Source organism: Caballeronia sp. ATUFL_F1_KS4A (assembly GCF_023630905.1).
Classification (GTDB): Bacteria; Pseudomonadota; Gammaproteobacteria; order Burkholderiales; family Burkholderiaceae; genus Caballeronia; species Caballeronia zhejiangensis.
In genome coordinates, this window is record NZ_JALQEB010000018.1 from 1 (window position 1) to 20,966 (window position 20,966).

The window sequence follows — 20,966 nt, forward strand, 5'->3', positions numbered from 1 at the left end:
CTCGAACAACACGAGATCGATGAGGGTTTCGTGCTGACCTGCCAGTGCCATCCGGTGAGCGAGCGCGTGGTTGTGAGTTTCGACGAGCGGTAAGCGACGTCCCGCCGGCATTCGATTCGCGTAAACTAGGATCGCTCACCCGAGCGGTCCTTTCGTCTTTCCGGCAGCCGACACCGATGAACACGATTCATGTCACGAATGGCGATAGCGCGGCCCAATCGCTCACCGAAGCCCTGCTGCGCGCGGAACGCGATGAGCGCGTTATCGCGCTGCGCGACGATCTCGCCGTCGGTCCGCTCAGGGACATCGACGAATCCGTGCTCGCGCGCGCCACGTTCTGGCGTCAGATCATAACGAGCGGCATCGACTTCGAAGACGAACTCGAACAGCAACAGGCGCTCTTCACCCGCCTCGCGCGCGGCGACGGACAGATCGTCGTGTGGCACGGTCAGAGCGCGGCGGATCAGCTCACGTTGCGACGCGTCGCCTATCATCTGCGCAATGCGCCGCAGCGCCTGAACGAAGCAAAACTCACGTACGACGATCTGTCGATCGGAACCGACGACAGCGAGCCGCAACGCGTCAGCCGCGAAGACCGCGCGACGGCCGTCGGCATGTTCTCGCCGAAGCAACTGGTCGCGAAGCTGCCGACCGCCGCGCCCATTTCCGTGCTGCGCATCAGCCGGCTCGCGCTCGAATGGCAGGAAGCGAAGTACGCCAACGCGGAAACGCGCCGGCTGCGCGACAACATGCTCGTATCGGGAACGTGGACCGACGTCGACGAAGCGCTGCTCGATCTCGCCAGTCCAGAATGGAAGCCGGCCGCCCGCATCGCCGGCGCGGCGATGGCACAGCGCTTCGATTTCCTGCTCTCCGATGCCGTCGCGTTCTGGCGTTGCCGCGAACTCGTGATGGCGGGACGGCTTAAAATCCGCGGCACGCCGTCCGAAATCAGTCAGGCCGAACTGCGCCGCTGAATCCATATTTATAAGAACGCATTCTTCGAACACATGGCCCGTACCAAAGCGCCCGATCACGAGACGCAACGCGAACAGATCCTCGAACTCGCCGCCGCGAAATTCGCGCAGACGAGCTATCCCAGTACCTCGATGGCCGATCTCGCCGCGGCGAGCGGCACGTCGAAAGCCCGCCTCTATCACTATTACGAGAGCAAGGAAGCGATCCTCTTCGATCTGCTCGATCGCTACACGAAGCGGCTGATGCTGATCATCGCGGAGGTCGAAGGCGCGAGCCAGCGGCGCGGACTGGGCGAGCGCGAGGCGTTCGCCGAGCTCGTGCGCGCGTTCCTCGCCGAATATGAGACGTCGCACAGCCGGCACGTTGCGCTGCTGAACGACGTGAAGTATCTCGAAGAGGCGCAGCGCGAAATCGTCCTCGATCGTCAGCGCGACATCGTGGCGGCGTTTGCGCGACAACTGGCGCGCGCGTATCCGAAACGCGCGACCAAGGACAATCAGACCGCCCTCACGATGATGGTGTTCGGCATGATCAACTGGACGTTCACCTGGCTCAAGCCGGGCGGAAAGCTCGGCTACAGCGAATTCGCCGAGCAGGTCGTCGACATGATCGAAAATGGGTTAAACGTCGACCGTTAGAAAATGCTGCGGCACAACAGACTCACCGGTCGGTGAACCGTTGCGTTCACGCCAATCTGTTAAGCGACTGATTTCATTGACCTAAATTGATTTCAGCGGTCGTTTAGAACGTCACGCCTAATCGGTTTTAAGGGTTTTCCCGTACTCGCTTCTCCCAGATCGGCTAGAATTCGTTTTGCTTTGCAGCACGCTGCATGACGAATCGAAGGAGAAACGACCGTGGAACTGACTATCAACCGCACTGCCGAGCAGATCGTCGCGCACGATCAGCCGCTCAAAGACGCGCGTATGCCGGTTCTCGTCCGCGAGTTGTCTTCGGCGGATCGCGAGCGTCTCCTCACGCACTTCCTCGCGCTCGATGAAGACGACCGTCTTCTGCGGTTCGGCCAGATCGTGCCGGACCACGTCATCGAGAACTACGTGCGCAACATCAATTTCGCGGACGACAAGGTGTTCGGTGTCTTCGGCAGCGCGCTCGAATTGATCGGCGTCGGCCATCTGGCCTATCTGCCCGCCGAAGGCGACAAGCGCACCGCCGAGTTCGGCGTGTCGGTGCTCGAAAGCGCCCGCGGCCGCGGCGTCGGCTCGAAGCTCTTCGAGCGCGCCGCCATGCGCAGCCGCAACACGCACGTGTCGGTGCTCTACATGCACTGCCTGTCGCGCAACTCGACCATGATGCACATCGCGAAGAAGTCGGGCATGAAGATCGAGTACGCGTACGGCGAAGCGGACGCCTATCTGTCGCTCGCGCCGGCCGATCAGACCAGCATCATGGCCGAAATGCTCCAGGAACAAGCGGCCGTGTTCGACTACGCGATCAAGCGCCAGGCGCATCGTGCGTCGCAGGTTTTTCAGGCGTTCGTTCCGACGGCGGACGCAGCTTAACCATCATCGAGAACAGCGCGGGGTTTGCGCTGCGAGCGGGACCAGCAAGGGCGGCATCGACCGCCCTTTTTCATTTCAGCGCAACGGCAGAACCGTCGTCTCCTTGATGCGCTCCAGCGAGAAGCTCGAGCGTACGTCGATCACCGATGGATGATGCAGCAACTCGTCCTGCACGAAGCGCGAAAAGTCATCCATGTCGCGCACTTGCACGCGCAGCAGAAAGTCCATCTCGCCGGTCATCGCGTCGCACGCGACGACTTCCGGCCATGAACGCACGGCTTCGCGAAAGAGATCGCCGTGCGTCGGCGCCTTCGGCGTGCCCGCCGCGGCCTGCGTGCCGCCGCGCTTTTCCAGACGCACGTTGATATAGGCAAGCAAGCCGAGCCCGAGTTTTTTTGCGTCGAGCAACGCGACGTACCCGCGAATGACGCCGATCTCCTCCAGCCGACGGATGCGCCGCAAGCACGGACTCGGCGACAGATTCACGCGCTCGGCGATCTCCTGATTCGACAGCCGGCCATTTTCCTGAAGGATCGCAAGAATGCGGCGGTCTATCATGTCCAATTCGGGTTCGGCCATTTCATAGCTCCGGAATGCACTCGATTAGCAGTATCGTGCGCAATCTTATGAATGCGCGATTTGTTTCGCAAGTTTTTGCCATCGCCATCTGACTAAACTGTCTTCACGTCGCGCACACGCGCCGCACGCCAATCAGGAGACATGCATGACCGCAACGACTTGGGACAATCCCGTCGGCACCGACGGCTTCGAGTTCATCGAATACACCGCGCCGGATCCCGTCGCGCTCGGGAAACTGTTCGAGCAGATGGGCTTCACGGCGATCGCGAAGCATCGTCACAAGGATGTGACGCTGTATCGGCAAGGGGAAATCAACTTCATCGTGAACGCGGAGCCGGATTCCTTCGCGCAGCGCTTTGCGCGTCTGCACGGGCCGTCGATCTGCGCGATCGCATTCCGCGTCGCCGATGCCGCCAAGGCGTATCAGCGCGCGCTCGAACTCGGCGCCTGGGGTTTCGACAACAAGACCGGTCCGATGGAGCTGAATATCCCGGCGATCAAGGGCATCGGCGATTCGCTGATCTATTTCGTGGATCGCTGGCGCGGCAAGAACGGCGCGCAGCCGGGCAGCATCGGCGATATCAGCATTTACGACGTCGATTTCGAGCCGATCCCGGGCGCGGAGCAGAATCCGGTCGGCCACGGCCTCACGTATATCGATCACCTGACGCACAACGTGCATCGCGGCCGCATGGTCGAATGGGCGGAGTTCTACGAGCGGCTCTTCAACTTCCGCGAAGTGCGTTACTTCGATATCGAAGGCAAGGTGACGGCAGTGAAGTCGAAAGCGATGACCTCGCCCTGCGGCAAGATCCGCATTCCGATCAACGAGGAAGGCTCGGAGAACGCCGGCCAGATTCAGGAATATCTCGACGCGTATCACGGCGAAGGCATTCAGCACATCGCGCTCGGCACGGGCGACATTTACGGCACCGTCGACGGACTGCGCGGCGCGAAGATCGCGCTGCTCGATACCATCGACACGTATTACGAACTCGTCGATCGTCGCGTGCCGGGGCATTGCGAATCCGTCGCGGAACTGAAAAAGCGCAAGATTCTGATCGACGGCACCAAGGACGAAATCCTGTTGCAGATCTTCACGGAGAACCAGATTGGGCCGATCTTCTTCGAGATCATTCAGCGCAAGGGCAATCAGGGCTTCGGCGAAGGCAACTTCAAGGCGCTGTTCGAATCGATCGAACTGGATCAAATGCGCCGTGGCGTGCTGAAGGACACCACCGCGAGCTAAGAAATACGAGCGGCACAAAAAAAGGGACATGAATTTCATGTCCCTTTTTCCATTCCGGCGACCCGCTTTGTCGGCGCGGACCGCGACGACCGGGTCAGCCCGCCGTCTCGTCGTCGCTGCTTTCGGATTCGCGGCGCTGTTGGGCGCCAGCCTGAACCGACTGAACGCGCACTTGCGCGACCTGTGCAACCGACGACGCCCCGAACGGCGAGGCATTATTCGCCCGTGCGCCACCAACGGGCGCGCTAATGGCGAAAAAGGCTGCCGAAACCATCAAGAAATTCTGGATGTGGCGTTGTTTCATCGTTATCTCCTTCTAACTGCTTGCGTACAACTCGCTTTCGGAAGCCAAAACGTGCTTAAAAAGATGGCACGGGATTTCCGGAAGCGCCATTTTAGACAGGGATGAGCGGCAGGGTTCCGCAGATCGGTCGGTTTTACACGATGTAACAAAACCTTCCCGATCACGGTCAAATCGTCAAGGAATTGACGCAAAGCGCAACCAAGCGAGGAATTTTTAACGGGTTTGTCCCACTGTCTCGAAAACCCTTAGACCGGCAAACTGGAATCCCGGCCCGACCGTTCATAAGACGCGACGGCCCGAAACATGCTTTGGTGATCCCAAACCTCGGGTGGAGGAAGACACATAATGAACGCCCCGCTAGACGCAGAACAGAGAGCTTCGCTAGAAGCCGCGCTGAAGTCCGTCACGCTCGACGACAAATACACGCTCGAACGCGGCCGCGCCTACATGAGCGGCATCCAGGCGCTGGTGCGTCTGCCGATGCTCCAGCAAGAGCGCGACAAAGCCGCTGGTCTCAATACGGCCGGATTCATCTCCGGTTATCGCGGTTCTCCCCTCGGTGGTCTCGATCAGTCCCTCTGGAAGGCGAAGAAGCATCTCGCCGGGCATCAGATCGTGTTTCAGCCGGGCGTGAACGAAGATCTGGCCGCCACCGCCGTGTGGGGCTCGCAGCAAGTCAACCTGTACCCGAGCGCCAAATACGACGGCGTTTTCTCGATGTGGTACGGCAAAGGTCCGGGCGTCGATCGCTCGGGCGATGTCTTCAAGCACGGCAACTCCGCTGGCTCCGCGAAGCACGGCGGCGTTCTCGTGCTCGCCGGCGACGACCATGCCGCGAAATCGTCGACGCTCGCGCATCAGTCGGAGCACATTTTCAAGGCGTGCGGACTGCCGGTGCTGTTTCCGTCGAACGTGCAGGAATATCTCGATTTCGGCCTGCACGGCTGGGCGATGTCGCGCTACTCCGGCCTGTGGGTCGCGATGAAATGCGTGACAGATGTCGTCGAGTCGTCGGCTTCGGTCGATATCGATCCGCATCGCACGCAAATCGTGCTGCCCACCGATTTCGCGATGCCCGACGGCGGCCTGAACATCCGCTGGCCCGATCCGCCGCTCGTGCAGGAAGCGCGTCTGCTCGACTACAAGTGGTACGCGGCGCTGGCCTATGTGCGCGCGAACAAGCTCGACCGCGTGGAAATCGATTCGCCGGACGCGCGCTTCGGCATCATGACCGGCGGCAAGGCGTATCTCGACGTGCGTCAGGCGCTGACCGATCTCGGCCTCGATGACGCGACGTGTTCGCAAATCGGCATTCGTCTCTACAAGGTCGGCTGCGTGTGGCCGCTGGAAGCGCAAGGCGCGCAGGAATTCGCGCGCGGGCTGGAAGAGATTCTCGTCGTCGAAGAAAAGCGCCAGATTCTCGAATACGCGATCAAGGAAGAGCTGTACAACTGGCCGGATGCGCAACGTCCGCGCGTCTACGGCAAGTTCGACGAGAAAGACGGCGCCGGCGGCGAATGGTCCGTGCCGATGGGCAACTGGCTTCTGCCCGCGCACTACGAGCTGTCGCCCGCGATCATCGCGAAGGCGATCGCCACGCGCCTCGAAAAGTTCGATCTCCCCGCCGACGTGCGTGCGCGCATCGCGACGCGCCTCGCCGTGATCGACGCGAAGGAGAAATCGCTCGCGCGGCCGCGCGTCGAGGCGGAGCGCAAGCCGTGGTTCTGCTCGGGCTGTCCGCACAATACGTCGACGAACGTGCCGGAAGGATCGCGCGCAATGGCCGGAATCGGCTGTCACTACATGACGGTCTGGATGGACCGCAACACGAGCACGTTCAGCCAGATGGGCGGCGAAGGCGTCGCGTGGGTCGGCCAGGCGCCGTTCTCGAACGACAAGCACGTCTTCGCGAATCTCGGCGACGGCACGTACTTCCATTCGGGCCTGCTCGCGATCCGCGCGGCGATCGCGGCGAAGGTGAACATCACCTACAAGATTCTTTACAACGATGCCGTCGCGATGACGGGCGGCCAGCCCGTCGACGGCGTGCTGACCGTGCCGCAGATCACGCATCAGCTCGCGGCGGAAGGCGCGGCGAAGATCGTCATCGTCACGGATGAGCCGGAGAAGTACACGGCGAACGTCGGACTCGCGCCGGGCATCGACGTGCATCATCGCGATGCACTCGACGATATCCAGCGCCAGTTGCGCGACATTCCGGGCACGTCGATCCTGATCTACGACCAGACCTGCGCCACCGAGAAACGGCGTCGCCGCAAACGCGGCGCGTTTCCCGATCCGGCGAAGCGCGTCGTCATCAACGAGGCCGTGTGCGAAGGTTGCGGCGATTGCTCGGTGAAGTCGAATTGCCTGTCGGTGGAACCGCTCGAAACCGAGTACGGCACGAAGCGGCAGATCAACCAGTCGACGTGCAACAAGGACTATTCGTGTCTGAACGGCTTCTGCCCGAGCTTCGTCACGGTGGAAGGCGGGCAGTTGAAGAAACCCAAGGCGACGAGCGTCGCGAGCGATGCGATGCCCGCCGTGCCCACGCCCGAGCTGCCGGAAATCGGGCGGCCGTATGGCGTGCTGGTGACGGGCGTCGGCGGAACGGGCGTCGTGACGATCGGCGCGCTGCTCGGCATGGCGGCGCATCTGGAGCAGAAAGGCGTCACCGTGCTCGACGTCACCGGTCTCGCGCAGAAAGGCGGCGCCGTGATGAGCCACGTGCAGATCGCGAATCGTCCTGCCGATATCCACGCGACGCGCATCGCGATGGGCGAGGCGGATCTCGTCATCGGCTGCGACGCGATCGTGACCGCGAGCAACGAATGCGGCTCGCGGATGCAGCCGGACCACACGCGTGTCGTCGTGAACAGCGCGCAAACGCCGACCGCCGAGTTCATCAAGAATCCGAACTGGAGCTTTCCGGGCGCGAGCGCCGAGGCGGATATCCGCGCGGCGGCGGGCGAGCACGTCGCGCTCGTCGATGCCAACCGCTTCGCCGTCGCGCTGATGGGCGACGCGATTTATACGAATCCGTTCGTGCTCGGGTTTGCGTGGCAGAAGGGCTGGGTGCCGCTGCGGCATGAATCGCTGGTGCGCGCGATCGAATTGAACGCGGTGCAGGTCGAGAAGAATCTCGCGGCGTTCGAATGGGGACGACGCGCGGCGCACGATCTTTCGTCGGTTACGCGGCTCGCTCACGGGACGCAAACGCAAGACGCGCCGGGCAAGATCATTGCGCTGCATACGCCGAAGGCGCTCGATACGCTCATCGACAAGCGGCTCGACTATCTCGCGAAGTATCAGAACACGGCTTATGCGGCGCGGTATGGGCGGCTGGTCGCGTCGGTGCGCGCGAAGGAAGCGGAACTCGGAACCGGTGATTATTCGTTGACGGAAGCTGTCGCGAAGAATCTTCACAAGCTCATGGCTTATAAGGACGAGTACGAAGTCGCGCGCCTGTATGCCGATCCGGTTTTCCTCGACAAGATTCGCGGGAGCTTCGAAGGCGACTGGAAGATCAAGGTGCATCTCGCGCCGCCTTCCTTGTCGAAGAAGGATTCGCATGGGCATCTGGTGAAGAAGCAGTACGGCCCGTGGATGATGTCCGCGATGCGTGTTCTCGCTCGTTTCAAGTTCCTGCGCGGGACGGCGCTCGACCCGTTCGGACGCACGGAGGAGCGGAAGATGGAGCGCGCGTTGATCGGCGAATACGAAGCGCTGGTGAAGGAGCTGATCGGCGGATTGACGGCAGAGAAGCTGCCGCTCGCGATCGAACTGGCGAATCTGCCGGATTCGATGCGCGGGTATGGGCACATCAAGGAAAACAATGTGAAGGCCGCGAAGCTGAAGTGGGAGAAGTTGCTGGGACGGTGGCGCGATCCGCAGGGCGACGAAAAGCGACAAGTAGCCTGACGCGCTGGCTCAAAAAAAACGGCGATCCTTTCCGGATCGCCGTTTTTCTTTCAGCGCAGCAAATAAACCTTACTTCGCCACGCGCGCATTCGCGCTCGCCACCGCCGTCATATTGATGATCCGACGCACGGTCGCCGCCGGCGTGAGGATATGAACCGGCTTCGCGGCACCCAACAAGAACGGCCCGACCGTCACGCCTTCGCCGCTCACCATCTTGAGCAGGTTATACGTGATGTTCGCCGCCTCGACGTTCGGCATGATGAGCAGATTCGCCTCGCCATGCAGCGTCGTGCCGGGGAACGAAGCCTTGCGCACGGCTTCCGAGAGCGCCGCGTCGCCGTGCATTTCACCGTCGATTTCGAGATCCGGCGCGCGCTCGGCGATCAGCTTGCGCGCATCGGCCATCCGGCTCGCCGATGCGCTCGGCACGCTGCCGAAGTTCGAATTCGACAGCAGCGCGACCTTCGGCTGCACGCCGAAACGCTCGATCTCGCGCGCGGCGAGAATCGTCATGTCGGCGAGTTGTTCGGCCGTCGGCGTCTCATTGACGTACGTGTCGCTGATGAACAGATTGCGCCCTTGCAGCATCAGCAAGTTCATCGCCGCGAAGTTGTTGGCGCCTTCGGCCTTGCCGAGCACCTGATCGATGAACTTCAGATGATCCTGATACGTGTCGATGAGACCGCAGATCATCCCGTCCGCGTCGCCGGTATGAACCAGAATCGCGCCGATCAGCGTGTTGAACTTGCGCAGCGCGGCCTTCGCGCTTTCGGGCGTCACGCCCTGACGCGCGGCGATCTCGTGATACGCCTGCCAGCTCTTCTGATAACGCGGATCGTCTTCCGGATTCACGATCTCGAAATCGACGCCTGGCTTCAGCTTCGAGCCCATCTTCTGCAGACGCATCTCGACAACCGCCGGACGCCCGATGATGATCGGCTTCGCGATCTTCTCCAGCAGCACGAACTGCGCGGCGCGCAGCACGCGCTCGTCCTCGCCTTCCGCGAACGCGATGCGCGCCGGCGCCGCCTTCGCCGCCGCGAACACCGGGCGCATCACCATGCCCGTGCGATACACCGTCGCGCCGAGCGTCTCGCGATACGCGTCCATGTCCTTGATCGGACGCGTCGCCACGCCCGAATCCATCGCGGCTTGCGCGACAGCCGGCGCGATCTTGATGATGAGGCGCGGATCGAACGGCTTCGGAATCAGATATTCCGGACCGAATTCCAGCGAATGACCTTCGTATGCCTTCGCGACTTCATCGCCCTGATCGGTCTCTTCGGCGAGTTCCGCGATCGCGCGCACGCACGCGAGCTTCATCTCTTCGGTGATCGTCGTCGCGCCGACATCCAGCGCGCCGCGGAAGATAAACGGAAAGCACAGCACGTTGTTGACCTGGTTCGGATAGTCCGAACGGCCCGTCGCGACGATACAGTCCGGACGCACGCGCTTCGCTTCTTCCGGGCGGATTTCCGGCTCGGGATTCGCGAGCGCGAGAATCAGCGGCTTGTCGGCCATCGTCTGGACCATCTCGGCCTTCAGCACGCCCGCGCTGGAACAGCCGAGGAACACGTCGCAGCCGTGCATCGCATCGGCGAGGGTGCGCGCGTCGGTCGACGCCTGATAGCGCTCCTTCGACGCATCCAGATTGCCGCGGCCTTCGTAGATCACGCCCTTCGAATCGATCACGAGCGTGTTCGACTTCTTCAAACCCAGATGCACGAGCAGATCCAGACACGCGATCGCCGCCGCGCCCGCGCCCGAGCAGACGAGCTTCACTTCCTCGAGCTTCTTGCCGACCACTTTCAGGCCATTGAGAATCGCCGCCGAAGCGATGATCGCCGTGCCGTGTTGATCGTCATGGAAAACGGGAATCTTCATGCGCTCGCGCAGCTTCTTCTCGATATAGAAGCATTCCGGCGCCTTGATGTCTTCGAGATTGATGCCGCCGAGCGTCGGTTCGAGCATCGCGATCGCATCGACGAGTTTGTCCGGATCGGTTTCAGCCAACTCGATGTCGAACACGTCGATGCCCGCGAACTTCTTGAACAGGCACCCTTTGCCTTCCATCACCGGCTTGGCCGCGAGCGGGCCGATGTTGCCGAGTCCCAGCACGGCCGTGCCGTTCGTCACGACGCCGACGAGATTCGCGCGCGACGTGTACTTCTGCGCGTCGAGCGGTTCGTCGTAGATCGCCATGCAAGCGGCCGCGACGCCCGGCGAATACGCGAGCGAGAGATCGAGCTGGTTGGATAGCGGCTTGGTCGGAGTAACCGAAATCTTGCCGGGGCGGGGATTCTGGTGATACGCGAGGGCGCTTTGCTTGAGTTGTTCGTCCATGATTGACCTGAGACGTTTGGGAATTATTTGAACAGGGTTCACACTGCCGTCGACCGTGCTGCAATGAATGCGGAAATGTGAATCGATGGACCAAGTATCACGGCTCGGCACGTCGGATAGACGCAACGTGCCGCTCGGAAGGATGTCACGAGCGGACGGAGCCTTGGTTTTTTTGGGACGTCCAGTGTACACCGCGCACTTGAAATGACGCGATGCAACGTTTCAGCGCAATTTCGTCCGATCAAGCACGCTCAGACGAGCTCGGCGCCGCGCTTTTCGGGGATCAGAAAGAGCGTCGCGATGACATCGAGCAGATAGATCGACGCGAGGAACGCGAGCGCGACCGCGAACGAATAGCGCGCCGCCAGCGCGCCGACCGCGACCGGTCCCAGACCGCCCACCGCGCGCCCGATGTTGAACAGCACGTTCTGCGCTGTCGCGCGCGCTTCGGTCGGATAGATTTCGGAGATCAGCGCGCCGTAGCCGCCGAGCATGCCGTTCACGAACACGCCCATCACCGCGCCGCCGATCAGCAACGCGGACGGACTCGTCAGATTGGAGTAGACGAAGACCATCGCGACCGCGCCGATCTGATAGACGAGAAACGCGGGCTTGCGCCCGAAGCGATCCGCCGCGAGACCGAACAGCCAAATGCCGAGCGCCATGCCGAGCACGGTGGCCGCGGTCCAGAGACCGGATTTCGTAAGCGAGTAGCCGAACGTCTTCGACAGATAGCTCGGCAGCCAGATCATCAGCCCGTAATAGCCGAAGTTCTGCACCGAGCACAGAATGATGACGCCGATGCTCGCGCGCGCGGTGCGGGCGTCGTCGAAGAGACGTTTGAGCGGCAGCTTGCGGGCGCGGTTCGCTTTCGCGGCCGCGCGGCGTTCGGTGAAGAGCGCGGGTTCCTCCACATGCCGCCGCACGAAAAACGACGCCACCGCCGGCAGCAGCCCCACCGCGAACATGCCGCGCCAGCCGATCAGGGGGAGGAGCAACGGCGTGACGAGCGCGGCGGCGAGCACGCCCAGTTGCCAGCCGATTCCGACATACGACGACACGCGCGCCCGCAAACGCGCGGGCCACGCCTCGGCGACGAGCGCCATGCCGATGCCGAATTCCCCGCCCAGCCCGATCCCGGCGATGGTGCGGTAAATCAGCAGATCGCCGTAGCCCTGCGCGAGCGCGCATAAACCGGTGAAGACGGCGAACACGAGAATCGTCCAGGTCAACATGCGGACGCGGCCGAAATAGTCGGACAGCATGCCGAACACGATGCCGCCCGCGACCGCGCCGGCGAGCGTCCACGTGACGAGCGCGCCGGATTGCGCGGGCGTGAGATGCAGGTCGGCGGCGATCGCGGGCAGCATGAAGCCGAGAATCAGCAGATCGAAGCCGTCCATCGCGTAGCCGAGAACGGACGCGATGAGCGCCTGCAGCGCGTGGCGTGTGGGCGCGACGCTGGAATCTTGTGTAGAGGGAACGGATGTCATCGGCGATGTGAAGTTGCGCAACGGCGCCGCGAGTTTACGCGCGAGCGGCGCGGCTTCACAACCTGCAAACAATTCGCCCCGCCTCGCCGCCTCGGGTAAAATGGCGGGCTAGCTGTGCATGGGACGGCCTTAAGGCGCCGAACTAACGCGCCGAAGCGCCAAGTCCCGTCGACACGCGCGCAGGAAACGCCAAAAGCCATCCGAAAGGAATGCTCTTTCCGCGTCGATCCATGCGCCAGGGCCCGCGCGGCCGCCTCCCGCTTTCCAAGCGCCACACAAGTCCAAGGATTCGCCCATGACAGGCTTCGATCGCCAGACGATCTCCGACACCACCGCCAAGATGTTGCTCGAAGTGCAGGCGGTGCACTTCAACGCGGAAAAACCGTACATCTTCACGTCCGGTTGGGCGAGCCCCGTGTATATCGATTGCCGCAAGCTGATCTCCTACCCGCGCGTGCGCCGCGGCCTGATGGAGATGGCCGAAGCGACCATTCTGCGCGACGTCGGCTACGAGCAGATCGACGCGGTCGCCGGCGGCGAGACCGCTGGCATCCCGTTCGCGGCGTGGATCGCCGATCGCCTGATGGTGCCGATGCAATATGTGCGCAAGAAGCCGAAGGGCTTCGGCCGCAACGCGCAGATCGAAGGTTTGCTGACCGAAGGCCAGCGCGTGCTGCTGGTCGAGGACCTGACCACCGACAGCCGCAGCAAGATCAACTTCATCAACGCGCTGCGCACCGCGGGCGCGACGGTGAATCACTGCTTCGTGCTCTTCCACTACAACATCTTCAAGGAAAGCGTGTCCGTGCTGAAGGACATCGACGTCGATCTGCACGCGCTCGCCACATGGTGGGACGTGCTGCGCGTCGCGAAGGAACAGGGCTATTTCGAGACGAAGACGCTCGATGAAGTCGAGAAATTCCTGCATGCGCCGGCGGAATGGTCGGCCGCGCACGGCGGCGCAACTGCGGCTCCGCAATAAATATTGACAGTCGCAAGGCAATGAAAATGCAAAAAACCGCTGATTAAACTCAGCGGTTTTTTTAATTCTGCAAGCGGACGAACTAGAGCGAGTTCGGATTGGAAAGCGAGGAATCGTCGAGCGAGCCGTCGCCGGAATACGCCGACAGGTTCATTAATCCGTTGCTTTGCGCGTACTGAAACAATTCCGAATCGCGCTCGATGCCGAGTTTGCGCATCGCCGTATTCTTTTGCGTGCTGATCGTCTTGATACTGCGCCGCAATTGAGCCGCAATTTCGGTGATCGTCATGCCCGAGACGAACAGGCGCACCACTTCGAGCTCGCGCTTTGACAGGATGACGCTGCGCTGCTGCCCGCTCGCGCCGAGGCCCATGCTGTCGAGCGCGACCTTCACCGACGGCCCGAGGTATTCCTGGCCGCGCATCACGTGCTGGATCGCCCATCCGATGTGATTCATGTCGTCGGCCTTGTTGATGATCGACATCACGCCGACCTCGCGCAAACGTTTGAGCAACGCCGGATTCTCGAGCATCGTCAGCACGACGAGTTTGACCCGCGGGAACTGCCGTCCGATGTAGCCGAGCAAGGGCATGCCGTCGCCGTACGAACCGCCGGGCATGGCGAGATCGGTGACAAGAACGTCGCAGGGAGACTTCTGAAGCAACTGGATGAGTTCGGTCGACTGACGCGCCTGCCCGACGACGTCAACCTCCGGAAACTTGTTGAGCGCCTGCGTCGCGCCGAAAAGGATCACCGGATGGTCGTCTGCGATAATGACTTTTATTCGCTGGCTCATTTAACTCTCCTGTATTTCAGTCGATTTGTTGCCGCGCGAATCTGCATCGAATTACTCATTTCTACATTCAATAGAGTCGGAAGTCGTCGCCGTCAAGGCGCTGCTTTCACTACGTCCAAACCTGCGAGCGCACAATGCGCCATCGGTTAAGTCCCAAGGAATCCAAGCTTTAATGCTTTGTTGCAATGTTAAACTGCAAGCTGGTTCGAAGCGCATCACTGAGACAAAAAACATCGTTGCGGCCAGCGAAACGCTGCTATAACGCGCGGCGATACTGACAGGAGTTCAGCCCATGCGCCTCACCGGCCGACGCGTGAGTTCGAGTGGCCATGTCGTATCAGTACTGTTCATCGCCTTGGCGGCGGCGGTTTTTCCCATTTCGCGCGACGCTGCAGCCGATCCGGTCTTCACCGTGACCAGTACGGATCTCGCGCCGGGCAAGACTATCGGGCGCGATCTGCTTTTCGATCAATCCGAGTGCAAGGGCGGCAACCGCTCGCCGCAAATTTCCTGGCATGGCGCGCCTTCGAACGCGCGCAGCTTCGCCGTGACCATCTTCGACCCCGACGCGCCGGGGCGCGGATGGTGGCACTGGGCCGTCGCCGGCATTCCCGCCGGCACGGATCGGCTGCCGAACAACGCGAGCGCTTCGGGCGCGCTGCGCAAGCTGGGCGCCATCGAAGCGCGCAACGACTGGGACACGGACGGCTACGGCGGCCCCTGCCCGCCGCCCGGCAAGCCGCATCGCTACATCGTGACCGTGTACGCGCTCAACAGCGCCGATCTGCGCTTGCGCCAGGGCACGCCCGCACTCATGTTCGAACACGAAATCCGCACAATGGCCATCGCCAGCGCGCGACTCACCTTCACATACGGGCGATAGTCGGACGTCGAGAACCGTGCGGTCGCGCCGGTCGGTCAAAAATTGTTCTTGCTAGACTGGCCCGAACCGTCCGCACGGCGCGCCTTCGGCGTGTGCCGCCGCGCACGGACCGACCTCGGGGACACCATGCCGAACATCGTCATCGTTTATCACAGCGGCTACGGCCACACGAAGAAGGTCGCGGACGCCGTGCTCGGCGGCGCAACGGACGCCGGCGCGAACGTGAAGCTGATCGCCGTCGGCGAGCTCGACGACGCTGGCTGGGCCGAACTCGACGCCGCCGACGCCATCGTTTTCGGCGCGCCGACCTACATGGGCGGGCCGTCCGCCGATTTCAAGAAATTCGCCGATGCAAGCTCGAAACCGTGGTTCGCGCAGAAATGGAAGGACAAGATCGCGGCCGGCTTCACGAATTCGGCGCACATGAACGGCGATAAATTCCTGACGATCTCGTATTTCGTGACGCTCGCCATGCAGCACGGCATGGTCTGGGTCGGCACGGGCATGATGCCGTCGAACACGAAGGCGGCCACGCGCAACGACCTGAATTTCGTCGGCGGATTCACCGGGCTGCTCACGCAATCGCCCGCGGATGCCTCGCCGGAGGAAGCGCCGCCAATCGGCGATCTGGAGACGGCGAAGGTTTTCGGCGCGCGCGTCGCGGCTGTGACGGCGCGCTGGATCGGCGATCGCGCCGCCGTCGACAACGACGGACATCAGCCCGCCTCGAATTCGCACTAAAATGTCCGTTTTGCGGCGAGCGCCCGCACGAACCAGCGAGATCGAGATGACCACGAAAGTATTTGTCGACGGACAGGAAGGCACCACCGGCCTGAAGATTTTCGAATATCTGTCGCAGCGCCGTGACATCGAAGTGTTGCGCATCGAGGATGCGAAGCGCAAGGACGTGGAGGAGCGCCGCCGCCTCATCAACGCATCGGACGTGACGTTCCTGTGCCTGCCGGATGTCGCGTCGCGCGAGTCGGTTTCGCTCGTCGCGCCGGACAACACGCGCACCGTGATGATCGACGCCAGCACGGCGTTCCGCACGCAGGACGACTGGGCGTACGGTCTGCCGGAGTTGTCGCGCGCGCAGCGTGAGCGCCTGCGCACGGCGAAGCGCATCGCGGTGCCGGGTTGCCACGCGTCGGCGTTCGTGCTGTCGGTGCAGCCGCTCGTCGCGGGCGGCCTCGTGCCCGCCGATTTCCACGCTCACGCCTATTCGATCACCGGCTACAGCGGCGGCGGCAAGAAGATGATCGCGGAGTACGAAGCAGGCGGCGACGACAAGCTGATGAGCCCGCGCCCGTATGCGCTCGGCCTGACGCACAAGCATCTGCCGGAAATGTCGGTGCGCACGGGTCTGAAACGCGCGCCGGTCTTCACGCCGATCGTCGGACCGTTCCTGAAAGGTCTCGCCGTGACGACGTATTTCTCGCCGGACCAGCTCGCGCGCCCGGCGAAGCCGCAGGACGTGCGCGACATGCTCGCCGAGTATTACAACAACGAGCCCTTCGTGCGCGTCATGCCGTTCGACGCTGAGAGTAACCTCGACGCCGGCTTCTTCGACGTTCAGGCGTGCAACGAAACGAATCGCGTCGATATTTTCGTGTTCGGCAACGACGAGCGCTTCGTGACCGTGGCGCGCCTCGACAATCTGGGCAAGGGCGCGTCGGGCGCGGCGATCCAGTGTATGAATCTCGCGATCGGCGCCGACGAAGAGACGGGGCTCGCCCGCTGATCGAGCTTCAGCCGAATCAAAAAAGGCCGATTCGCTACGGGGCGAATCGGCCTTTTTCGTATCTGTCGGTGCGGCGCAGCATCGGAAGGCACCGACGAAAAAAAGCCCGCCAAGGTTGACGGGCTGGAATCCATATCAGTGGAGACATGGAGGAGACAGAAGTAAATATACCAAGGATATTGGTGCATCGCAACATGGCCGTTGCGGCGCGCTGACGCCCGACACGCCGACGAAACTCAGGGCTGCATCATCGAAAGGATGAACTGGAGCTGATCCGCGGAAATCGGCTTGACGAGATGCATGTCGAAACCTGCGTCGAGCGTCATTTCGCGATGCTGGGGCTGCCCCCAGCCGGTGAGCGCGACGAGCATCAACGCGTGGCCGTTCGGCAGCTTGCGCAACTGGCGCGCCGCCGCAAGTCCGTCGACGAGCGGCATGCCGAGATCGAGGATCACGACTTCGGGGTCGAACTGCGCGGCGACTTCCACAGCCTGCGCGCCGTTCGCCGCGAGCGCGACCTCGTGGCCCATGCCGGTCAGCAAGTTCGCGAGACCGGCGAGCGCATCGTCGTCGTCGTCGGCTATCAGGATGCGCTTGCTCATGATGGCCTCAGCGGGAACCGTGAATTTCGAGTGTCAGCTTGTTCGACCCGGCCTGCGCCGCCGTAATCTCGGTGCGCGCACCGCGTGCGCCCAGATAGAAGTGCTGGCGCGCGGGCGAATTCTGATCGTGCGTCGCGTCGGGCACGCACGAGGCGATGTCCGCCGCGACGCCCTGCAGTGCATCCGCGCTCGATCCGCCGCGCGGCGTCCATGTGCATCGATAGTTGGTTTGCGAAGCGGCGCACTTCGCGTCGTCGCCGTAGGGAAGCGCGATCGCGCGGCCGTCGAAAGCGGAAAGCGACGAGAAATTCGGCGCGGCGGACAGCACGCGTTTGAGCGCATCGCACGGATTCGGCGTGTCGTCGGCGCGCGCGCACGTCGTCGAAAGCATGCCGAAGCAGAGCGGCAAGAGCGCGGCGAAAACGGCGCGTCGGCCTGTCTCATCCATGAGCGCCTCCTTTTAGCTGTTCTTTTCGTTTCGCCGCGAACCGGCGAGCGCGACTATGCGCTGCCGATTCGCGTATGTCTGTTCGAAAGCGAATGAAGCACTGAAAACGGCAGCAAGTCACGCACCCGTTTTTGCAGACGTTTGGAAGCGCGTTAGTGACGCACGAGCGCCATCATCGCGCCGAAGCCGACGAACACGCCGCCCGTCAGCCGGTTGAACACCTGCGCGACGCTCGCGCTTTTCAGTTTGTCGCCGATGCGCGCGCCGAGCCCCGCGTACACGGCGTACCAGCTCACCTCGATGACGGCGAATGTCGACACGAGCACCGCGAATTGCGGCAAGACCGGCCGGCTTGCATCGATGAACTGCGGCAGCAGCGCCGCCGCAAAGAGAATCGCCTTCGGATTGCTGCTCGCGACGAGAAAGCCGTTGCGAAAAAGCGTGAAGGGTCTGAAAGCATGCGCGCCGCCGGTTCCGTCGCGCACGTCGATCGCGCCCGCCTTGGCGCGCCAGCTTTTCACGCCGAGCCAGACGAGATACGCCGCGCCGATCAGACGCAGCGTGTCGAAGAGGCGCGGCCACGCTTCGAGAAACACGCCCAACCCCGCCGCCGACACCGACAACATGATGACGAGCGCCGTCAGACAGCCGGCCATGGTGGCGGTCGAGCGCTCGAGACCATGCCGTGCGCCGTGCGTCATGACGAGCAGCATGTTGGGGCCGGGAATCGCGGATACGACGAAGACGGTGGCGACGAACAGCCACCAGAGATGCAGGCTCATTGCGGCGTGGCAAGGACGGAAACGGGATTCGAATTATGCCGTTTGACCGCCTTCGCCACGACATCGATTTACGACTCGCGCCCCGCGCGGCGCGCGGCCACCTGACCGAGCACGGCGAAATCCTTCTCGCCGTCGCCGTGGGCGAGCGCATCGACGAGGTTGTCGCGCACGACGCTCGCCACCGGCAGCGGCACGTTGACGGCATCGCCCGCGGCGATCGCGAGACGCACGTCCTTTAGTCCGAGACGCGCCTTGAAGAGCGCGGGCTCGTAGCGCCGCTCGGCGATCATCTTCCCGTAGCCCTGGTACACCGGACCCGGAAACAGCGAATTCGTGATGACGTCGAGCAGCGTCTGCGATTCGATGCCGTGGCCGCTCACGAGCGCCGCCGCCTCGCCGAAGCTCTCGATCGCCGACGCCAGCATGAAATTCGCGGCGAGCTTGAGCACGTTCGCGTGCTGCGGCTCGCTGCCGACGCGCCACGTTTTCTGGCCGAGCGCATCGAGGACGGGCTGCACACGGTCGATCGCTTCGCTCGCGCCCGCCGCGAGAATGTTGAGCTTGCCCGCCGCCGCGACGTCCGGCCGGCCGAGCACCGGCGCGGCGACATACGCGACGCCGTGCTGCGCGTGCAATTCGGCGAGCTCGGTGGCGAGCGCCGCCGAGATCGTCGCCATGTTGACGTGCACCAGGCCTTTCGGCGCGTGCTTGAGCAGGCCGCCATCGACGAGCACGGAGCGCAGCGCGGTATCGTCGGCGAGCATGGAGAACGCGGCGTCGCCGGCGAAAGCCTGCTCGGGCGTATCGACGACCGACGCGCCCTGATCCGCGAGCGCGCGCGTTTTGTCGCGCGAGCGATTCCAGACGCGCACGCTGTGCCCCGCCTTGAGCGCGCGCTCCGCCATCGCGCCGCCCATTTCCCCCAATCCGATGAATCCGATATCCATGCTCGTGTGCTCCTTTGCCTTGTCCGCTTGCCGCGCGCGCAATGCCGCGCGGACCGAGCGCCAGTAAAGCACATCGCCGGAAAGCGCGCAGAAGCGCGCAATGCCATACTGCTGCATGGTCAAGGCGCGCTTTCACTTCCATCGCGAACTGAACGATTTCCTCGCTCGATCCCTGCGCGGGCACACGTTCGCGTGCGCGTGCGCGAAGTCTTCGTCGACCAAGCACATGATCGAGGCGCTCGGCGTGCCGCATACCGAAGTCGATCTGATCGTGAAGGCCGGCCGCGCGGTTGGATTCGACGCCCCGATCGAGCCGGACGATCTCATCGAGGTTTATCCCGCGCGTCACGCGCCCGCCGGAATGGAGAACGGCGCGCTGCTGCTGCGCCCGCCGCTCGACGCCGCGGACCTGCGTTTCATCGCCGATGCGCATCTCGGCGGACTCGCGCAATTGCTGCGACTGGCGGGCTTCGACACGCGCTACGACAACAACTTCCCCGACGATGAAATCGAGCAGCTCGCGCAGGACGAAGCGCGCATCGTGCTCACGCGCGATCGCGAATTGCTCAAGCGCCGCACCGTCTTGCGCGGATGCTACGTGCGGACCCTGCAAGCCGACGAACAGTTCCGCGAAGTCTCGGAGCGCTTCGATCTCGCGCCGCACGTCCGCGCGTTCCGTCTCTGCCTGATGTGCAACGCGCCATTGCGTCCGGCCGCGCCCGGCGAGATCGACGGCCGCGTGCCCGAGGGCGTACGTGAGCGGCATGCGCGCTTCGTGACCTGCGATGTGTGCCATCGCGTGTTCTGGGAAGGCTCGCACTGGCGGCGCATGCGGGCGCGCATCGATGCGCTGGCGGAGGCGGGTCGCTAGTTCCGTACAATGTCGGACTTGCAATCAATCGTCGCATCGGAGCATCGCGTGAACAAATTCGAACTGGAACAGAACAAGGCATTCAAACTCGCCAACGACCTCAAGCAGGGCGGCCGGGCACGCGTGGGCGCAGCGGATGCGCAGAAGGCAGATCGGCGTGAACAGCGCAAGCTCGATCAGGCGAAGGGGCTCGTGCCGTTCGCGTGCAAGCTCGATGAAAAGCTCGTCAAGCAGTTGAAGGAACGCGCCGAAGGGCATGAAGGCGGGATGACGGAAGTGCTGGCCGAGTTGCTGGTGAAGGCGGGGCTGGAGCGGTAAGCGCTGGTTGTCGCCGTGGTGGCCGCGGCAGCGAACGATGCGCGGCGACTACGCTTTGTCGTGCCTGAGCGGTTCCGGCTTGCCCGTTCCCTTGAACGGGCTGCGGCAGCACTCATCGATCAGGCTCTTCAGCTTCTCGAAGATCTTCGCATCCGAGCTGCGCCACTGGTGATAATCACACCAGCCCGGCATCAAGAACTTCACGC

21 protein-coding genes are annotated in these 20,966 nt (G+C 62.8%); 11 read left to right on the forward strand and 10 right to left on the reverse strand.

Features of this window, described 5'->3' with window-relative positions:
- Positions 1 to 176: 176 nt before the first annotated feature.
- The 3 genes from NCS03_RS13065 to NCS03_RS13075 all read left to right on the forward strand — a co-directional run bounded on the left by NCS03_RS13065 (position 177) and on the right by NCS03_RS13075 (position 2,501).
- Positions 177 to 977: a DUF1835 domain-containing protein gene (locus NCS03_RS13065; protein WP_034473234.1), complete on the forward strand. Its 801-nt coding sequence runs from the start codon at positions 177 to 179 to the stop codon at positions 975 to 977.
- Positions 978 to 1,010: 33 nt separating this feature from the next.
- On the forward strand, positions 1,011 to 1,616 hold the full coding sequence (locus NCS03_RS13070; RefSeq protein ID WP_008352714.1) for a TetR/AcrR family transcriptional regulator: 606 nt from the start codon (positions 1,011 to 1,013) through the stop codon (positions 1,614 to 1,616).
- 288 nt (positions 1,617 to 1,904) lie between these two features.
- Positions 1,905 to 2,501: a GNAT family N-acetyltransferase gene (locus NCS03_RS13075; protein WP_235366314.1), complete on the forward strand. Its 597-nt coding sequence runs from the start codon at positions 1,905 to 1,907 to the stop codon at positions 2,499 to 2,501.
- Between the two features lie 75 nt (positions 2,502 to 2,576).
- Here NCS03_RS13075 and NCS03_RS13080 read toward each other — a convergent pair whose 3' ends face one another.
- On the reverse strand, positions 2,577 to 3,080 hold the full coding sequence (locus tag NCS03_RS13080) for an Lrp/AsnC family transcriptional regulator (RefSeq protein WP_008352710.1): 504 nt from the start codon (positions 3,078 to 3,080) through the stop codon (positions 2,577 to 2,579).
- 145 nt (positions 3,081 to 3,225) lie between these two features.
- Between NCS03_RS13080 and hppD the strand changes: the two genes are divergently transcribed.
- Entirely contained in the window at positions 3,226 to 4,329 is a 1,104-nt protein-coding gene (gene hppD / locus NCS03_RS13085; protein WP_008352709.1) for a 4-hydroxyphenylpyruvate dioxygenase, read from the forward strand.
- A gap of 94 nt (positions 4,330 to 4,423) precedes the next feature.
- On the opposite strand, the gene NCS03_RS13090 is transcribed toward hppD, so the two are convergent.
- Complete coding sequence (locus tag NCS03_RS13090) at positions 4,424 to 4,633, reverse strand: hypothetical protein (protein WP_008352707.1); 210 nt, start codon at positions 4,631 to 4,633, stop codon at positions 4,424 to 4,426.
- Positions 4,634 to 4,978: 345 nt separating this feature from the next.
- On the opposite strand from NCS03_RS13090, the gene NCS03_RS13095 reads away from it, so the two are divergent.
- On the forward strand, positions 4,979 to 8,554 hold the full coding sequence (locus tag NCS03_RS13095) for an indolepyruvate ferredoxin oxidoreductase family protein (protein ID WP_250529242.1): 3,576 nt from the start codon (positions 4,979 to 4,981) through the stop codon (positions 8,552 to 8,554).
- 69 nt (positions 8,555 to 8,623) lie between these two features.
- On the opposite strand, the gene NCS03_RS13100 is transcribed toward NCS03_RS13095, so the two are convergent.
- Both NCS03_RS13100 and NCS03_RS13105 read right to left on the reverse strand, forming a co-directional pair.
- Positions 8,624 to 10,897, reverse strand: coding sequence for an NADP-dependent malic enzyme (locus NCS03_RS13100; protein ID WP_250529243.1), 2,274 nt, complete (start codon positions 10,895 to 10,897; stop codon positions 8,624 to 8,626).
- Between the two features lie 251 nt (positions 10,898 to 11,148).
- Positions 11,149 to 12,390, reverse strand: a complete 1,242-nt coding sequence (locus NCS03_RS13105; protein WP_250435327.1) for an MFS transporter — start codon at positions 12,388 to 12,390, stop codon at positions 11,149 to 11,151.
- Between the two features lie 295 nt (positions 12,391 to 12,685).
- Between NCS03_RS13105 and NCS03_RS13110 the strand changes: the two genes are divergently transcribed.
- Positions 12,686 to 13,372, forward strand: coding sequence for an orotate phosphoribosyltransferase (locus NCS03_RS13110; protein WP_008352701.1), 687 nt, complete (start codon positions 12,686 to 12,688; stop codon positions 13,370 to 13,372).
- An 82-nt stretch (positions 13,373 to 13,454) separates the two neighbouring features.
- On the opposite strand, the gene NCS03_RS13115 is transcribed toward NCS03_RS13110, so the two are convergent.
- Positions 13,455 to 14,168 carry a response regulator gene (locus NCS03_RS13115; RefSeq protein ID WP_008352699.1) on the reverse strand — a complete coding sequence of 238 codons (714 nt, stop codon included), beginning with the start codon at positions 14,166 to 14,168 and terminating at the stop codon, positions 13,455 to 13,457.
- Between the two features lie 292 nt (positions 14,169 to 14,460).
- Between NCS03_RS13115 and NCS03_RS13120 the strand changes: the two genes are divergently transcribed.
- From NCS03_RS13120 to argC, 3 genes are all read left to right on the forward strand, one after another.
- The gene (locus NCS03_RS13120; RefSeq protein WP_008352697.1) at positions 14,461 to 15,051 is read left to right on the forward strand and encodes a YbhB/YbcL family Raf kinase inhibitor-like protein; all 591 of its coding nucleotides are present in this window, start codon (positions 14,461 to 14,463) and stop codon (positions 15,049 to 15,051) included.
- A 126-nt stretch (positions 15,052 to 15,177) separates the two neighbouring features.
- Positions 15,178 to 15,792: a flavodoxin family protein gene (locus tag NCS03_RS13125; protein ID WP_008352694.1), complete on the forward strand. Its 615-nt coding sequence runs from the start codon at positions 15,178 to 15,180 to the stop codon at positions 15,790 to 15,792.
- A gap of 46 nt (positions 15,793 to 15,838) precedes the next feature.
- Positions 15,839 to 16,792: an N-acetyl-gamma-glutamyl-phosphate reductase gene (gene argC / locus NCS03_RS13130; protein ID WP_008352692.1), complete on the forward strand. Its 954-nt coding sequence runs from the start codon at positions 15,839 to 15,841 to the stop codon at positions 16,790 to 16,792.
- Between the two features lie 236 nt (positions 16,793 to 17,028).
- Here argC and NCS03_RS13135 read toward each other — a convergent pair whose 3' ends face one another.
- The 4 genes from NCS03_RS13135 to NCS03_RS13150 form a co-directional block, all read right to left on the reverse strand.
- Positions 17,029 to 17,394 carry a response regulator gene (locus NCS03_RS13135; RefSeq protein ID WP_008352689.1) on the reverse strand — a complete coding sequence of 122 codons (366 nt, stop codon included), beginning with the start codon at positions 17,392 to 17,394 and terminating at the stop codon, positions 17,029 to 17,031.
- Positions 17,395 to 17,401: 7 nt separating this feature from the next.
- Complete coding sequence (locus NCS03_RS13140; RefSeq protein WP_250497063.1) at positions 17,402 to 17,842, reverse strand: hypothetical protein; 441 nt, start codon at positions 17,840 to 17,842, stop codon at positions 17,402 to 17,404.
- Between the two features lie 152 nt (positions 17,843 to 17,994).
- Complete coding sequence (locus NCS03_RS13145; RefSeq protein WP_250529244.1) at positions 17,995 to 18,624, reverse strand: LysE family translocator; 630 nt, start codon at positions 18,622 to 18,624, stop codon at positions 17,995 to 17,997.
- A 68-nt stretch (positions 18,625 to 18,692) separates the two neighbouring features.
- Positions 18,693 to 19,688, reverse strand: coding sequence for an NAD(P)-dependent oxidoreductase (locus NCS03_RS13150; protein WP_279613006.1), 996 nt, complete (start codon positions 19,686 to 19,688; stop codon positions 18,693 to 18,695).
- Here NCS03_RS13150 and NCS03_RS13155 point away from each other — a divergent pair.
- Positions 19,687 to 20,442: a Mut7-C RNAse domain-containing protein gene (locus NCS03_RS13155; RefSeq protein WP_250435329.1), complete on the forward strand. Its 756-nt coding sequence runs from the start codon at positions 19,687 to 19,689 to the stop codon at positions 20,440 to 20,442. The two genes, NCS03_RS13150 and NCS03_RS13155, sit on opposite strands and share 2 nt — an antisense overlap.
- A 9-nt stretch (positions 20,443 to 20,451) precedes the next feature.
- A complete protein-coding gene (locus tag NCS03_RS13160; RefSeq protein WP_250529245.1) occupies positions 20,452 to 20,760 on the forward strand; it encodes a hypothetical protein in 309 nt (102 codons plus the stop codon).
- Between the two features lie 48 nt (positions 20,761 to 20,808).
- Here NCS03_RS13160 and NCS03_RS13165 read toward each other — a convergent pair whose 3' ends face one another.
- Entirely contained in the window at positions 20,809 to 20,964 is a 156-nt protein-coding gene (locus NCS03_RS13165; protein WP_250529246.1) for a type II toxin-antitoxin system YoeB family toxin, read from the reverse strand.
- Between the last annotated feature and the right edge of the window lie 2 nt (positions 20,965 to 20,966).

Excerpts from the sequence above, each read along its gene's own strand:
- NCS03_RS13120 (WP_008352697.1), top strand. The coding sequence starts at position 14,461 with ATGCGCCTCACCGGCCGACGCGTGAGTTCGAGTGGCCATGTCGTATCA.
- NCS03_RS13135 (WP_008352689.1), bottom strand. The coding sequence starts at position 17,394 with ATGAGCAAGCGCATCCTGATAGCCGACGACGACGACGATGCGCTCGCC.
- NCS03_RS13145 (WP_250529244.1), bottom strand. The coding sequence starts at position 18,624 with ATGAGCCTGCATCTCTGGTGGCTGTTCGTCGCCACCGTCTTCGTCGTA.
- NCS03_RS13150 (WP_279613006.1), bottom strand. The coding sequence starts at position 19,688 with ATGCAGCAGTATGGCATTGCGCGCTTCTGCGCGCTTTCCGGCGATGTG.
- NCS03_RS13155 (WP_250435329.1), top strand. The coding sequence starts at position 19,687 with ATGGTCAAGGCGCGCTTTCACTTCCATCGCGAACTGAACGATTTCCTC.
- NCS03_RS13065 (WP_034473234.1), top strand. The coding sequence starts at position 177 with ATGAACACGATTCATGTCACGAATGGCGATAGCGCGGCCCAATCGCTC.
- NCS03_RS13100 (WP_250529243.1), bottom strand. The coding sequence starts at position 10,897 with ATGGACGAACAACTCAAGCAAAGCGCCCTCGCGTATCACCAGAATCCC.
- NCS03_RS13075 (WP_235366314.1), top strand. The coding sequence starts at position 1,905 with ATGCCGGTTCTCGTCCGCGAGTTGTCTTCGGCGGATCGCGAGCGTCTC.
- NCS03_RS13140 (WP_250497063.1), bottom strand. The coding sequence starts at position 17,842 with ATGGATGAGACAGGCCGACGCGCCGTTTTCGCCGCGCTCTTGCCGCTC.
- NCS03_RS13080 (WP_008352710.1), bottom strand. The coding sequence starts at position 3,080 with ATGGCCGAACCCGAATTGGACATGATAGACCGCCGCATTCTTGCGATC.
- NCS03_RS13090 (WP_008352707.1), bottom strand. The coding sequence starts at position 4,633 with ATGAAACAACGCCACATCCAGAATTTCTTGATGGTTTCGGCAGCCTTT.
- NCS03_RS13105 (WP_250435327.1), bottom strand. The coding sequence starts at position 12,390 with ATGACATCCGTTCCCTCTACACAAGATTCCAGCGTCGCGCCCACACGC.
- NCS03_RS13110 (WP_008352701.1), top strand. The coding sequence starts at position 12,686 with ATGACAGGCTTCGATCGCCAGACGATCTCCGACACCACCGCCAAGATG.
- argC (WP_008352692.1), top strand. The coding sequence starts at position 15,839 with ATGACCACGAAAGTATTTGTCGACGGACAGGAAGGCACCACCGGCCTG.
- NCS03_RS13160 (WP_250529245.1), top strand. The coding sequence starts at position 20,452 with ATGTCGGACTTGCAATCAATCGTCGCATCGGAGCATCGCGTGAACAAA.
- NCS03_RS13115 (WP_008352699.1), bottom strand. The coding sequence starts at position 14,168 with ATGAGCCAGCGAATAAAAGTCATTATCGCAGACGACCATCCGGTGATC.
- NCS03_RS13125 (WP_008352694.1), top strand. The coding sequence starts at position 15,178 with ATGCCGAACATCGTCATCGTTTATCACAGCGGCTACGGCCACACGAAG.
- NCS03_RS13095 (WP_250529242.1), top strand. The coding sequence starts at position 4,979 with ATGAACGCCCCGCTAGACGCAGAACAGAGAGCTTCGCTAGAAGCCGCG.
- NCS03_RS13070 (WP_008352714.1), top strand. The coding sequence starts at position 1,011 with ATGGCCCGTACCAAAGCGCCCGATCACGAGACGCAACGCGAACAGATC.
- hppD (WP_008352709.1), top strand. The coding sequence starts at position 3,226 with ATGACCGCAACGACTTGGGACAATCCCGTCGGCACCGACGGCTTCGAG.